This window comes from Paracoccus sp. FO-3 (genome assembly GCF_006386455.1).
GTDB classification, from domain to species: Bacteria; Pseudomonadota; Alphaproteobacteria; order Rhodobacterales; family Rhodobacteraceae; genus Paracoccus; species Paracoccus versutus.
Genome location: NZ_VCBQ01000044.1, coordinates 1 through 12,750 on the forward strand (window position 1 = coordinate 1; position 12,750 = coordinate 12,750).

12 protein-coding genes and 1 pseudogene are annotated in these 12,750 nt (G+C 65.5%); 6 read left to right on the plus strand and 7 right to left on the minus strand.

What is annotated here, in order from left to right; all coding sequences use genetic code 11:
* Positions 1–870, minus strand: a pseudogene (locus FE811_RS28280) (hypothetical protein); the annotation flags it as partial.
* Positions 871–978: 108 nt separating this feature from the next.
* Here FE811_RS28280 and FE811_RS13580 point away from each other — a divergent pair.
* The 6 genes from FE811_RS13580 to FE811_RS13605 all read left to right on the plus strand — a co-directional run bounded on the left by FE811_RS13580 (position 979) and on the right by FE811_RS13605 (position 7,963).
* On the plus strand, positions 979–1,554 hold the full coding sequence (locus FE811_RS13580) for a TonB-dependent siderophore receptor (protein ID WP_175562373.1): 576 nt from the start codon (positions 979–981) through the stop codon (positions 1,552–1,554).
* 712 nt (positions 1,555–2,266) lie between these two features.
* Complete coding sequence (locus FE811_RS13585) at positions 2,267–4,291, plus strand: TonB-dependent receptor (RefSeq protein ID WP_072462924.1); 2,025 nt, start codon at positions 2,267–2,269, stop codon at positions 4,289–4,291.
* A 9-nt stretch (positions 4,292–4,300) separates the two neighbouring features.
* Entirely contained in the window at positions 4,301–4,663 is a 363-nt protein-coding gene (locus FE811_RS13590) for a hypothetical protein (protein WP_072462925.1), read from the plus strand.
* On the plus strand, positions 4,656–6,113 hold the full coding sequence (hutW, locus tag FE811_RS13595; protein WP_219848885.1) for a heme anaerobic degradation radical SAM methyltransferase ChuW/HutW: 1,458 nt from the start codon (positions 4,656–4,658) through the stop codon (positions 6,111–6,113). The genes FE811_RS13590 and hutW overlap by 8 nt, the downstream gene beginning before the upstream one ends.
* A complete protein-coding gene (gene hutX, locus FE811_RS13600; RefSeq protein WP_072462926.1) occupies positions 6,094–6,597 on the plus strand; it encodes a heme utilization cystosolic carrier protein HutX in 504 nt (167 codons plus the stop codon). The genes hutW and hutX overlap by 20 nt, the downstream gene beginning before the upstream one ends.
* 421 nt (positions 6,598–7,018) lie before the next feature.
* Complete coding sequence (locus FE811_RS13605) at positions 7,019–7,963, plus strand: LysR family transcriptional regulator (protein WP_072462927.1); 945 nt, start codon at positions 7,019–7,021, stop codon at positions 7,961–7,963.
* Position 7,964: 1 nt separating this feature from the next.
* Here the strand turns inward: FE811_RS13605 and FE811_RS13610 are convergent, their stop codons facing one another.
* The 6 genes from FE811_RS13610 to trbK-alt are packed head-to-tail and all read right to left on the minus strand — an operon-like array spanning position 7,965 to position 12,747.
* On the minus strand, positions 7,965–8,216 hold the full coding sequence (locus FE811_RS13610) for a DUF2274 domain-containing protein (RefSeq protein ID WP_072462955.1): 252 nt from the start codon (positions 8,214–8,216) through the stop codon (positions 7,965–7,967).
* Between the two features lie 4 nt (positions 8,217–8,220).
* Positions 8,221–9,390 (minus strand): TrbI/VirB10 family protein, encoded by a 1,170-nt coding sequence (locus tag FE811_RS13615; protein ID WP_072462928.1) that lies wholly within the window; start codon positions 9,388–9,390, stop codon positions 8,221–8,223.
* Positions 9,390–10,412, minus strand: a complete 1,023-nt coding sequence (trbG, locus tag FE811_RS13620; RefSeq protein ID WP_072462929.1) for a P-type conjugative transfer protein TrbG — start codon at positions 10,410–10,412, stop codon at positions 9,390–9,392. Before trbG ends, FE811_RS13615 begins: the two co-directional genes overlap by 1 nt.
* A gap of 23 nt (positions 10,413–10,435) precedes the next feature.
* Entirely contained in the window at positions 10,436–11,122 is a 687-nt protein-coding gene (gene trbF / locus FE811_RS13625) for a conjugal transfer protein TrbF (RefSeq protein WP_072462930.1), read from the minus strand.
* On the minus strand, positions 11,119–12,444 hold the full coding sequence (gene trbL, locus FE811_RS13630) for a P-type conjugative transfer protein TrbL (RefSeq protein ID WP_072462931.1): 1,326 nt from the start codon (positions 12,442–12,444) through the stop codon (positions 11,119–11,121). The genes trbF and trbL overlap by 4 nt, the downstream gene beginning before the upstream one ends.
* Before the next feature lie 6 nt (positions 12,445–12,450).
* The gene (trbK-alt, locus tag FE811_RS13635; protein WP_072462932.1) at positions 12,451–12,747 is read right to left on the minus strand and encodes a putative entry exclusion protein TrbK-alt; all 297 of its coding nucleotides are present in this window, start codon (positions 12,745–12,747) and stop codon (positions 12,451–12,453) included.
* Positions 12,748–12,750: the final 3 nt, after the last annotated feature.

The following is a 12,750-nucleotide window of genomic DNA, read 5'->3' on the forward strand; positions in this document are numbered from 1 at the left end:
GGTCTGCATCTCGGGCAGCATGGCCGTCGTCGCGCCGTCGCGGGCCAGCGCGGCGTAAAGCCGCTCTTGCGCCTTGTTGGCCACCCGCAGCGACGAGACCGGCCAGATCACCATGTCATAGCCCAGCTCCTGGAACTCCTCGGCGGTCAGGGCGGGGGTGCGGCCAAACTCGGTCATGTTGGCCAGCAGCTTCACGCCGGGCAGGCGGGCGCGGACCTCGCGGAACATCTCGACCGAGGTCAGCCGCCCGGCGGGCAGGTCGTGCAGGCCTTGCACCGCGTCGAGGAAGCGGTGCTGCTCGGCGGTGGCGATGATGCCGTCCGACAGGGTCAGGAACTTCTGGACATAGTTTTCCCGCACGAAGGGGCGGGTGCCGTCGGGATGGGCGTCGGCCAGCGCCAGTTCGTCCTCGATCACCCGGCCGTCCCTGAGCGTGACCGCGACGCGGCCGCCGAACGCCTTTTCGCGCGGGTCGCGGGCGTGATAGCGCCGCGTCCATTCCGGGTCTTCGACGGTGGTGATCTTGTGCCACAGCGCCACGGTTTCGGGCCGGTTCGCGCGCTCGGGGGCATAGGAGCGTTCGTGGTGCCAGCCGCCATCCTCCAGCGCCACGGCAAAGATATACATGATGGAATGGTCCAGCGTCTCGCGCGAGGCCTTGGGGTCCAGCTTCTGCGGGTCGTTGGCGCCGGTGCCGATGACATGATGCGTATGGTGGCTGGTGTGGATCACGATTCTGTCCACCCGGGACAGGTCGCCGATCCTCGGCCCCAGCCGGCGGGCGAGATCGATCAGCGCCGCCAGCCCAAGGATCAGCCGCGACAGGCCCGGGGACCGTCGCCGGACAGGGACTGTCGCGGAAACGGTCATTCCCGCGCGCCACCGGCCTCGATGCCCGAGGGGATGCGGATCCCGGCATGGATCTGGTGGGCATCGACGATGATGATGCGCCGGTCCCGCACCGCCGACATCCTACTGGTGACCGGGTCGGCCTTCAGATATCGGCTGACGCAGTCCAACGTCCTGACTCAGGATCCCGACCCGCCGGCCAGCAACCCCTGGGCGCAGGTGCAGACCGGCGAGGTGCAGGTCCGCGGCTTCGAACTGGAAGGCAAGGCCAATCTGGCGGCCGGGTTCGATCTGGTCGCCTCCTACGCCTGGCAGGATTCCGAGATCACCCGGACCAACACCGCCGCGCAGCTGGGCAACCAGCTCCAGCTCGCGCCCGAGCATCAGGCGACGCTCTGGGCCCATTACACCGTCCAGAGCGGCGCGCTGGAGGGCCTGGGCATAGGCGGCGGCTTGCGTCATGTCGGGCGCTGCTTCGGCGACCTGAACAACCAGATCGAGCTGCCCTCCTTTACCCTGGTCGATGTGGCGTTGAGCTATGATTTCGGCAAACAGGATCCGTTGCTTGCGGGGGTGATGCTTCGGCTGAGCGCCAGCAACCTGTTCGACAAGCGCCATGTCACCTCCTGCGCCTCGCTGACCTCGGCCAACTGCTATTACGGCGAAGGACGCTCGGTGATCGCCACGCTCGACTATCGGTGGTGATCCGGGGGCCGGCAATATGGTGAGAATAGTTAGCCCGAGGAATTGCGCAGAAGGCTTGCAACTGTTTTTTGAGCCGCTGGGCTTGGGTGTCATAGGAAGCAGTTTATGCTGCACGGAGAACGAGAGGGTCTCATGACCAAAGGGCGCCACCGAATTTTCAGAAATCCTTGCGCTCATTTCTAATAGCCGGGCTTCCCTTGGGTATCCTGTGCTTCCAGTAGATGAGGATGTAGCAATTGCTGCGGCTGCAATACCCAGCCGTACGGAAATATGCACGTAATGCCCTTGCGAGCCTTGCCCCCGTTTGCTGCCAGGCCGGTTTACAGAAACACGGATGAAACAATGCAATCCTCTTGCTCAGAGGAAAGCTGTTGTACCCGCCGTTCGCAACTAAATGCCGCCGAGGCTCTCACGCCGGGATGGACAGCCTTGCGCCCGATCGGTGCGTGATCCACGATCCAAGGAACAGGCGATTACCGTTGAGGTTGGCTTGCGTCTTGCGTCTAGTCCCAGCCATTCGGCTGGAACGTGGGATTTTCAAATCCGCCTTGATCAAAGTCAAGGCATTCGGCTGCCGGATATGCTAGCGGATCGGCAAAGGATGCTCCCATCCCTTCCGTCCCAGCGGATCGCTAGGTTTTCCCCAAATCTCTGAATGCACCCCGAGCGGGCAGAGAGGAACGCCATGTCGATCTCGCGATCTCCGGGCCCAATGACCCTTGGCCTCGTTCTTGTCCTGACCGGCCCAGTTCCGGCCTTTGCCCAGGACCAGCCGTTGGTGCTGGACACCATCACCCTGACCGCAACCGCACTGCCCACCGAATTGCTGAAAAGCCCAGCCTCGATCACCGTGATCGACCACGAGAAGATCACGGCCAGCACCCCGGTCTCGGTGGCCGGGCTACTGCGCGACGTGCCCGGCGTCCAGATCTCCGAAGAAGGGATCGAGCGCATCTCGATCCGCGGCGAAAGCTCGCGTCGGGTCGCTATCCTGATCGACGGGCAGAAGCTGACCGATCACACGAACTACGGCCAGCCGGTGCTGATCGACCCCACCTCGATCGATCGGATCGAGATCGTGCGCGGCTCGTCCTCGGTGGTCTCGGGCAGCCAGGCCATCGGCGGCGTGATCAATATCATCACCAAGCGCGGCGCCGCCAAGCCGCTGGAGGTGACGACCGGCGCGGGCTGGATCTCGGCCACCGAGGGCTATCGGGCCTCGGCCAGTGCGGCGGGCACGGTCGCGGCTGGCGCGGGTGAGCTGGACTACCGGCTAACTGTGGGCCGCATAGACCAAGGCGACCGCCGGACGCCCGAAGGCGTGCTGGAGCAGTCCGACACGCAAGACCGGACCATCTCGGCCCATGTCGGCTATCGTCTCGGCGACCATTACTTCGGACTGAAGGCGCTGAACCATGATCTGGCGGCAAATGTGCATACGGGCGATCCGCTATTCGCCATCGAACTTCCCAAACGCGACCTGCGAAAACTCGGCCTGTTCTACGAAGGCACGGATCTGGCTCCTTGGCTGACCCGGCTGACTTTCGATCTTTACGGACAGACGGTCGACCGCGTGTTCCGCAACGAGGTAACGCAGTTCCCTGGTCCCATGCGCCTGAACGTCCTGTCGGATTCCCGCGACGAGCAGCTGACCTGGGGGGCGAACCTGCGCGCCGAGATGCAGTTCTCGACCAACAGCCGCACCGTCGTCGGCATCGAATACGAAGACGACCGGCTGAAGGCCGACAAGGTGACGGTCACCACGGTCAGCGGGCCGATGCTGCCCTTTCCCAGCGTCACCACGCGACTACGCTATGACGATGCCGCCATCCGCACCGTCTCGGTCTTCGGCCAGCACGAGGTCGACCTATCCAGGGATATGACGCTGACCCTGGGCGGGCGCTGGTACGATGTGAAAGCGACCCATGATGTCTCGCGAGAGAATGGCACCGATCTGCCACGCAGTTCCAACGACGACAGCCTTGCGCTGTTCTCGGCCGGGCTGGTGTGGTCGCCGGACCACGGCTTCGCGCTACGCGCCAATGTCTCGCAGGGCTACATCCATCCCTCCCTGAGCCAGTTGTTCCTGTCCACGACTGCGGGCGGCGCAGGCACGCTGATCGGAAACCCCGACCTGAAGCCCGAGCGCGCCACGACCTACGAACTGGGAGCGCGCTATGACCGGAACGCGCTGCTACTGGATGCCACGCTGTTCTACAGCGACGCCACCGATTACATCGCTTCGGTGGTGATCGACCCGAGCGATCCGCGAAATCCGGTCAGCCAGTATCGCAACATCGACGCCGCACGAACCTGGGGGATCGAGTTGCATGCCGAGCGCCGCTTTGAGGCGGCCGGCCTGACGCCCTATATCACCGCCAGCGCGATGCAGCGCGAATTCACCTATGCCAACGGCTACCAGACCCGCGATAGCGGCACGCCGGCACTGGCCGGGCGCATGGGGCTGCGCAAGGACTGGTCCCTGGGCAAGGTCGCCGGGATCTTCGACCTGTTCCTGCGCGGTGAAAGCAGGGTCGAAATGCGCGCCGATACGGGCGAAGTGGTGGATGGTACCGGCGGATTCGCGACGCTGAACCTGCACACCTCGGCCGATCTTGCTGACGGCCTTGCGCTGACCGTCGAACTGAACAACCTCACCAACCGCTCGTATCGAGCCTATGGGCAGATGGAGGGCGCCGAGCGCTCGTTCAACCTGTTCCTGACCAGAACCTTCTAGGGGCAAGCCATGCTGGAAACCGCGCTGCTGATGCTGACGCTTACCGCCGACGGCGATCTGCGGGTCACGCTGTCGCCCGCTGCGGACGCGGCCGAATGCGAAATCGACCGCGAAACGGTGGTAGGCATCCTTACCGATGCCGGGCAGCCGCCACTGGTCGCGCTTTGCGGGCAGACGGCTCTGCGCCTGACACCTTTCGTCCACGGCGCTGGACCGGCCGAAGAAACCCACCGCTACCGGGTCGAACTGCCCTCGGCCGGCGGATACGCCATCACGCCCCTCGCCGAGGGAGAGGCTTGCACGACGAAGGAGCATGCGGAGCCGGCGATCTATTGCACGCGTTCGGCGCAGGCGGTCCTGCCGGATGGCTAGGCCCGCCCTCGTCGCGGCGCCGACGCATCGGCGCGAAAAGCCTCCAGCCGCGCCTGGAAGTGCTCCACCAACAGCGGAAAGAGCGACGCTTGAAGACCTCTTTGCTGCGGAAAGCCCGCAACCGCTGGCCGACGCCTTTCCCGGAAAGCGCGCCGTCCATCCCTTCATCGGCATGGATCCGGTGCCCGAAGGAACTGTTCCTAGACACTGGGACGAAATTTACAGGAGCCCGCGAAGGAACCGTGGCGTCGCCTATATTCATGTTCCCTTCTGCGAGAACCACTGCCTGTTTTGCGGCTTCTACCAGAACCCGTGGTCCGCAAGCGTAGGGCCGCCCTATGTGGATGCGGTGATCGCACAGCTCGAGTCCTTCGCACGAAGCCCAGCACATGACGGCCCGCCGCTGCAGGCGGTCTATCTCGGCGGCGGTACGCCGACGGCGCTTGCCTCGCCCGACCTTGCGCGACTTGTCATGGCCATTCGCCGCTGTCTGCCGCTGGTACCCGATTGCGAGATCACCCTGGAGGGCCGCGTCCAGTCCTTCGACTGCGACAAGGCACTTGCCGCCTTCGATGCCGGCGTCAACCGCATCTCTGTCGGAGTCCAGAGCTTTTCGGAACGCATTCGCCGCCCCCTGGGACGGCGCGCGGGGACCGCGGGCGTCATTTCCTTGCTCGAGAGCCTCGTCGGCCTGGATCGCGGGGCCGTCGTCGTCGACCTGATCTATGGTCTGCCGCAGCAGAGCCCCGAGGACGTGGCCGGGGATGTCCGGCTTTGCGCACAACTGGGGCTTGACGGCCTGGATCTCTACTCGCTGAGTCTGATTGCGGACACGCCCCTGCTGAGCGCGATCGAGAAGGGAAAGCTGCATCCGGCGGCCGGCTCCAGCCTGGGGACGTATTTCGCCGCCGGCGAGGAGGCAGCGATGGCCGAGGGCTGGTCCGCCATCTCGACCACCCACTGGCAGGGTAGCCTGCGCGAGCGCAACGTCTACAATCTCGCGGTCAAGACAGGGGCCGATTGCCTGCCCTTCGGCGCCGGGGCGGGAGGCTTTCTGGGTGGGTTCAACTATCGCATCACGGCAGACCTGCGCGATTTTGCCGCCCGTGCAGGATCCGGCACCTGCCTGACCGCGGCCATGATGCGCGCCACTCCCACCGCCCCGATCCACAATGCGCTGAAATCCGGTATGGAGCGGGGACGCCTCGACACAGTCGCCGTAGACGCCGCGCTGGCAAGGGTCTGCGGATCGGAAGCCGCCAGCTTCTCGACCCATGCCGCCCCCCTGCTGGCGCAATGGAGCCGCGCTGGTCTTCTGGAGCCCTACCATCGCTTCCACCGCCTGACCCGGGCCGGCCGTTTCTGGCAAGTAGCCATGACCGGGCGGCTCATCACCTGGCTGCGCCAGCATCCTGACCTTGGAGACCGACATGGCAGACCTGACAGTTGACCCCATTCGCGCCGCGTTGGCCGAAACGCCCCATGCTGCACTCGAGGATATCGCCCGCAAGGCTGCCACTACACCGTTGGCCGTTCTGGACGCCCTGCCCGAAGGCGAGGTTGTCTCTCTGCCGGGCACCACACTGCCCGAGGTGCTGAAGGATATAGCCCGCTGGGGTGAGATCACCCTGATCGTCCACACCCCGACTGTGATCCTGGAAGTAAAGGCCCCGCTCGGCCACAGTGAAATCGGCAATGGCATGCTTAACCTTCACGGAAAGCCGATCGGGGGACATATCAAATATGAAGCCTGCGCTCGTGTGGCTTTTGTACGTCGAAAGCTATTCGGCATCGAAACACGTTCAGTACAATTCTACGCCAAGGACGGCCTCTGTATGTTTAAGATCTATTTGGGTCGCGACGAGGGCCGACAATTGAAGGCAGAGCAGATCAGCGCCTTCGACGCGCTTGAAGCGCGCCTCATATCTGCTTGAACCCGTGACGGCGAAGACTCTCGTAAGTTTTGGGACCGTCACGCTTTAATCGGCTCGCCTGTCTGCGTGTCAACTCACTGACCAGAGTTCCGCGAGCTGATGTCAAGCGCAAGGAGAAGTCAAATGAAGAAGTATATAAATAATGGCCATTTGAGACCGCCCCGATTACACAGGCGAGTAATCCACCTCAAATCGCCTCAATTAAACGTATCCCCCGCAAAGCCCCACACTATTGTTTTGCGACGAATGCCCGTTATATAAACAACACTACACTCAAAAATCTGGGAAACAAAGCTTACACTAGAAGGGAAGTCAGTCTCGATAAAATTTGATCTTCAACAGCTCAATAATTGACCCAGCCCAATGCTGTCAGTATCTTAATATAAACATATCCAACGGCGGGCCGGCGGAGTTTTTAATTATGGCCAACCGATATGAAAAATGGACCGACGACCAGCGAAAAAATCGGATAATGGAATTGCGCCACCTCCGCTATGTCATCGCAGCGGTGGAGCATGGCAGCTTCAGCGCGGCGGCGGGTGAACTCGGCGTGCGGGAATCCGCGATCAGCCGGCGCATCCGCGATCTCGAGGACGAGACCGGCGCAGCGCTCTTCATCCGCCACAAGCGCGGTGTGACATTGACCGATGCAGGGAGGAGGTTCCTGACGCATGCCCGGCGGGCGCTCAACGAGGTCGACCTGGCCGTCAAGGATGTCGGCGCGGCCGGCCGGGTCGAGCATGGCGTATTGCGGATCGGCATCTTCGCCTCGCTGGCCTCGGGCTTCCTCGCCGATCTGCTGCGCCGCTACAACGACGATCATCCCGGTGTGCGATGCGTGATCGTGGAAGGCAACCCGAGCGATCACATCGCCGCCGTGCGCCAGCATTGCATGGACGTGGCCTTCCTGACCGGCACACCCGAAGCGGCGGAATGCGATGTCGAGGTCTTCTGGCAGGAGCGGGTGTTCGTGGCGCTTCCGAAGGACGACGATCTGACGGTCCGAAAGCGGATCGCCTGGTCCGAATTGCGTGACCGGCATTTCGTCGTCAGCGAGGCCGGTCCGGGACCGGAGATCCACGACTATCTGGTCCGGTATCTGTCGGAACTGGGTCATCACCCCAGTGTCGAGCGCTGCCCAGTCTCCCGTGACACGCTGATGCAACTGGTCGCCCTGGGCAACGGGTTGACGCTCACCAGCGAAGCGACAACCGGCGCGACTTTTCCCGGCGTCGTCTTCCGGCCGCTCGCAACGGAGCCCCTGCCCTTCTGCGCGGTCTGGTCGCCACGCAACGACAATCCGGCCCTGCGCCGCTTGCTCAGCCTGACGCGGACCCTGTCGGCGCAAGACAGCAAGGCACGATGAGTCAGTCACCAGGTCGACGTCCAGCACTGACGCCCCGTTTTGCCTTAGCGAACCCGCGATCCGAGGCCAGAAACCGCTCCAGCATCGGCACGAGCAGTTTCTGCGGCGGGACCGCGGCACGCGTTCCGCCCGAGCCTGTGCGGCCCAGCAACTCGCCGTAAAGCACCAGATCCCTGTGCAGGCTGGCGGGCAGTTCGACGGTCAGCTTCACGGGCGTATCATCCGCGATTGGTCCCAGCTTCAGCTTCGTCATGGTGTCATCCTCCCGCATTCTCGAACACCAAATCTCGCCCCACAAGAATCCTGACCGGGAAGCCCGGCCGGATGGTCAACGTCGGGGCGACCTGCAGCTGGCGCTGGACGATCTTCTGGCCGGTCTGATTGACGGTGTCCTGGGCGCCGTCGCGGATGGCGCGGATCAACCGGTCCTCCTCGTCGCCGGCGGCGAGTTCGGTGCCCACCGCCAGCAGGGTCGAGAGACCGGCGGCCTTCATCAACTCTCCCCAGTGATAATCGACCCCGTCCTCGAGTCCGGCGTAACCGGCGGCATCGGCGCCCGGCAGGCGCTCCAGCACCAGCGAGCGGCCGTCGGGAAAGATCAGCCGGTTCCAGACCAGCAGCACGCGGCGCTGGCCGAAACGGACGCCATCGTCGTATTCGCCGATGATGCGGGTGCCCTGCGGGATCAGCAGGAACGAGCCGGTCGGGCTGTCGTAGACGGGTTGGGTGACCTGGGCGATGATCTGGCCGGGCAGGTCGGAGCGGATGCCGGTGATCAGCGCCGCCGGGATCACCGAGCCGGCCTGCAGGACGTAGGGCGAGGCCGGGGCTTCGACGCGATCCGGGGCAACGGTGATGCGATCTGCGGCGCCGCCCAGGAACGCCGCATGCGGATCCTGCGTGGCTGCGGCGCCGGGCTGTCCCATGGTACCAAGCGCGCCTGGGGTCTGACCGGCTGGCCCTGCGCCCATGTCCGACCCGCCCGCAGGCCGTGGCCCACCCTGAAAGAACACGCCGCTGAGCCGTGCGGCCTCCTCCTCGGCCAGCCGTTGCTGCTCGGCCGCGTCCATGGCGGGTGCGGCCTCGAGCGGCGCGGAGATGTCCGCTGCAGGCACCGGCGCACCGCGGTTGCGGGCATCAAGGATCGGCTTGCCGAGATCGCCGGGCAGCGCCGGGCCGAGGGCGGGGCCGCTATAATCATGCGGCAGTTCCGCCAGCCCGTCGGCAGTGGCGCGGTTTTCGGTGGAGAACAGCTCCTCGCCGCCACGTTCCACATCTTTACTCTGCAGGGCGAAGATCAGCGCCGCACCGATGCCGAGCGCGGCAATGGCAGCCATCCCCGCCAGCACCTTGCGCGACAGCCGGGTGACGCGCGGCGGTTCGGCGCGCAGCCGCATCGGCGCGGCAGAGGTGTTCCTGTCGCTCATCAGGACGAGCCTTTCGTCGGTGCGCGGGTCGGTTGGGCGACCGCCCGTGTCTGTTCCATACGGATAATCCGCACCACCTGTTGGCGCTTGCCGGACCCGAGGCGCAGTTCGGCCACGCCGAAGAGCCGGTCCACGATCAGCACGTTGCCGTGGACGCGGCTGTTGACGATCTCGGGCGCACCGTCCGGGCCGATGACGAAGAGCGGCGGCATCTCGCCCTGCGCGATGCCGGGCGGAAAGACCACATGGACCCGGCGACCGTCGTCGAAGACCGAGACCGGCCGCCAGGGCGGGCTCGCGCCTTGGACCTGCAAGCCGTAGCGATGGTTGCGCGCCGATTTCCCAGGGATTACCGGTGCTGCAGGAGGCGCCTGTCGCTGCACCGCTGCCGAAGACGACGCGCTTTCCGGATAGTGCCAAGACACCGCCGGCATCCAGGTTTCTTCGTCGGCGCGCAGTTCCAGCATATAGCGGCGCCGGTCGGTGGCGATCACCAGATTGGTGCTGATCTCGGGCCGGGTCGGCTTGACCAGCACATGTACGCGGCGCGACGCGCCGCTGCCGCTCTCGGTCTCGCCGATGATCCAGCGGGCGGTGTCGCCGGCGGCGATGGGTCCGGTGCCGGTCAGGCGCTCGCCCGGCTCCAGCGCGATATCGGTGACCTGTCCGGGCGCGGCATAGACCTGATAGAGCGCGCCCTCAGACCAAGGATAAACCTGGATGGCATTATAGTAGCCCTCGCGGCGCGGCTCGACCCGCGCGGCGAGATTGGCGTTCGTCACCCGGCTTTCCGGGTTTTCCGCCGCGTTGCCGCCCTTTGCCGGGGTCCAGCCCGGCGGCACATGCAGCGGTTTCGGAGCTGGTTCTGCAACGGCGGCAGGAGGCGATGGCAGGGGCGGCACGGTGTCGTCATAGCTGAATTGAGGAGTCTTGCTGGTGGCGCAGCCCGCCAGCGCGGTGGCCGACAGCAGGACCACGGCCAGTACGGATCGGGGCAAGCTTCTCGCCCGGGCGCCGATCATTCCTTCGGTGAGAACAATTGTCATTAGCTCAACTCCCGCGACCATGAGATCGCATTGACATAGATGCCGAGCGGATTGGCGCGCAGGACCTCGGCGGTGCGGGGCGTCTGGATCACCACGGTCAGGATCGCGGTCCAGCGCTCGGTGGATGACAGCTGGCCGTTCTCATAGCGTTTCTCGGTCCAGGCGACCCGGAAGCTGTCGGGCGAGGCGCGGATGACCGAGGAGACCTCGACCGAGACCTGCCGCCCGCCCAGTTTCGAGAAGGGATCGTTACCGCGGGCATGGTCGTTCAGCGCCGCGGCGCCGCGATCGGTGGTCCAGTCATAGGCGCGGAGCCAGTTCTGCCGCAGGATCACCGGATCGGCAGGAATCGAACGGACCTGCTCGATGAAGCGGCCGAGATGCCAGGCGATCTGCGGATCGGTGGGGCGATAGTCGGCCGCGGCAGGCGCGACGGCCTGGGCCTGGCCGAGATCGTCGACCTGCACCACCCATGGCACGACGGTGCCGCGCGCCGATTGCCAGACCAGGACGCCGGCGAAACCGGCGGCGAGGATCAGGCAGGCGAAGGCCATCAGCCGCCAGTTCCGCGCCTGCACCCGGGCGGAGCCGATGCGCTCGTCCCAGACTTGCGCGGCCTTCTGGTAGGGCGTGACCGGTTCCGGCGTCTTGCCGTAATGCGTGGTCGGACGTCTGAACAGGTTCATGGCTTGTCGCTTTCGGAAAGGGAGACGGATGTCCCGGGACCATGGCTGTCGCCCGAGCGCACGGCATGGGCGGCAACGGTCGCGCCCCGGCCAAGGGACTGCCCGCGCATGCGCTGCGCCCAGGCGGGCGCATTGCCGCCGGCACTGGTGTTTGCGCCACCCGCATCAGCGGCGGGGCCACCGAGCGTGCCCTGCGTGGTCGATCCCCCGGTGCTGGTGAAACCGGCCTTCACGCCGGCTTCGCGCTTGGCCTTGAGACTGGCCGCCGCCCGACGCAGCGGGGTCATGGCAGCGATGCCCGCGCCCTTGCCGACGCCGGCGGCACCGGAGAGGGCGCCGTCGATCCCGGATTGTCCGGCCGAGTTCAGGGTATAGGCGGCGGAGGCGGCGCCCGCCGTGGCGGCCCCGCCGCGCGCGGTCGCGGCGATGCCCTTCGCGCCGAGCACCGTGGCGCCACCGGCGGCCATGGCCGCCCCGCCCACGGCCAGTCCTGTCCCCGCGACCGCCCCGGCGCCAAGCTGCGGACCGCCGGAGACCAGGCCGGTCGCGATGCCGGGGCCGAAGATGCCGAGGCCCAAGAGGGACAGCGCCGCCAGCACGATGGCCATGGCGTCGTCCACGGTCGGGGCGACGCCGCCGAAGCCGCTGGTGAACGCACCAAACAGCGTCGAGCCGATGCCGATGATCACCGCCAACACCAGAACCTTGATGCCCGACGAGACGACATTGCCCAGCACGCGCTCGGCCATGAAGGCGGTCTTGCCGAAGAGGCCGAAGGGGATCAGCACGAAGCCCGCCAGCGTGGTGAGCTTAAATTCGATCAGGGTGACGAAGAGCTGCACGGCGAGGATGAAGAAGGCGAGGATGACCAGCGCCCAGGCGAAGAACAGACAGAGGATCTGGAGGAGGTTCTCGAAGACCGCGACCCAGCCCATCAGGTCGGAGATCGATTCCAGCAGCGGCCGGCCGGCATCGAGCCCGGTCTGGGCGACGCGGCCGGGGCGCATGAGATCGCCGGCGGTGAAGCCGGTGCCGGAGGCCATCAGCCCGAGCCCGGCGAACGACTCAAAAACGATGCGGGCGAGGCTGTTCCAGTTGGTGATCAGCCAGGCGAAGACGCCGACGAAGATGGTCTTCTTGACCAGGCGCGCCAGAATGTCGTCCTCGGCGCCCCAGGCCCAGAACAGCGCGGCCAGGGTCACGTCGATGACGATCAGCGTGGTGGCGATGAAGGCGACCTCGCCGCCCAGCAGGCCGAAGCCGGAGTCGATATAGCTGGTGAAGACCGCCAGGAAATGGTCGATGACCCCAGACCCGCCCATGGATGATCACTCCGCTTCAGGGGAGACGGCAGGGCGGGATGGCTCGGGGCTGGGACTGCGCCCGAGGAAGCGATCGCGGGTTTCGGCCCAGATGTGTAGGCAGTCGGCATCGTCCGCCGCCGCTTCGCCCAACCGCTGGCAGCGGCGCTGGCCCTCGCGCAGCGGATCTTCCGGCTGCGACTGGCTCTGCTGCCCGGGAAGCGGCGGCAGATCGCCGGTCCGTTCCATCCGGATCAGGGTGACGGTCATGACGATCGCCAGGAACAGGATGGCAATGAGCCGGGCCATCGCCTTGCCTCCCATGAT

Coding starts and splice junctions, on each gene's coding strand:
- FE811_RS13585 (WP_072462924.1), top strand. CDS start 2,267: ATGACCCTTGGCCTCGTTCTTGTCCTGACCGGCCCAGTTCCGGCCTTT.
- FE811_RS13590 (WP_072462925.1), top strand. CDS start 4,301: ATGCTGGAAACCGCGCTGCTGATGCTGACGCTTACCGCCGACGGCGAT.
- hutW (WP_219848885.1), top strand. CDS start 4,656: ATGGCTAGGCCCGCCCTCGTCGCGGCGCCGACGCATCGGCGCGAAAAG.
- hutX (WP_072462926.1), top strand. CDS start 6,094: ATGGCAGACCTGACAGTTGACCCCATTCGCGCCGCGTTGGCCGAAACG.
- FE811_RS13605 (WP_072462927.1), top strand. CDS start 7,019: ATGGCCAACCGATATGAAAAATGGACCGACGACCAGCGAAAAAATCGG.
- FE811_RS13610 (WP_072462955.1), bottom strand. CDS start 8,216: ATGACGAAGCTGAAGCTGGGACCAATCGCGGATGATACGCCCGTGAAG.
- FE811_RS13615 (WP_072462928.1), bottom strand. CDS start 9,390: ATGAGCGACAGGAACACCTCTGCCGCGCCGATGCGGCTGCGCGCCGAA.
- trbG (WP_072462929.1), bottom strand. CDS start 10,412: ATGATCGGCGCCCGGGCGAGAAGCTTGCCCCGATCCGTACTGGCCGTG.
- trbF (WP_072462930.1), bottom strand. CDS start 11,122: ATGAACCTGTTCAGACGTCCGACCACGCATTACGGCAAGACGCCGGAA.
- trbL (WP_072462931.1), bottom strand. CDS start 12,444: ATGGGCGGGTCTGGGGTCATCGACCATTTCCTGGCGGTCTTCACCAGC.
- trbK-alt (WP_072462932.1), bottom strand. CDS start 12,747: ATGGGAGGCAAGGCGATGGCCCGGCTCATTGCCATCCTGTTCCTGGCG.